The sequence below is a fragment of the Pseudoalteromonas sp. RB2-MNA-CIBAN-0110 genome (assembly GCF_040309305.1).
In the GTDB taxonomy this organism is placed as follows: domain Bacteria; phylum Pseudomonadota; class Gammaproteobacteria; order Enterobacterales; family Alteromonadaceae; genus Pseudoalteromonas; species Pseudoalteromonas arctica.
The window spans coordinates 1-248 of the sequence record NZ_JBEOOQ010000269.1 but is presented as its reverse complement, the minus strand read 5'-3'; the positions used below and the strand labels follow the sequence as shown (position 1 = coordinate 248).

Annotated in this window: 1 pseudogene; it reads left to right on the top strand. The window is 37.9% G+C overall.

From position 1 onward, the window contains the following. Positions 1 to 248, top strand: a pseudogene (locus tag AAEY68_RS21445) (S9 family peptidase); the annotation flags it as partial.

The following is a 248-nucleotide window of genomic DNA, read 5'->3' as shown; positions in this document are numbered from 1 at the left end:
CACCCATGCATTTGCAGCAGAAAGCCTTTCTACTGCACGACTATTTAGCCGAGGGGCTGAATTTAGCAATGTAAAAATATCTCCAACAGGCGACTATATTAGTGCAATAACCAAACATAATGGTAAAGACAAGCTACTAATATTAAATGCAAAAACAAAACAAATACATCACGCGATATTTTTCCCTGGCAATGCCCAAGTAGGTAATTACGCTTGGGTCAATAATGAAAGAATCGTACTGCAAAAAG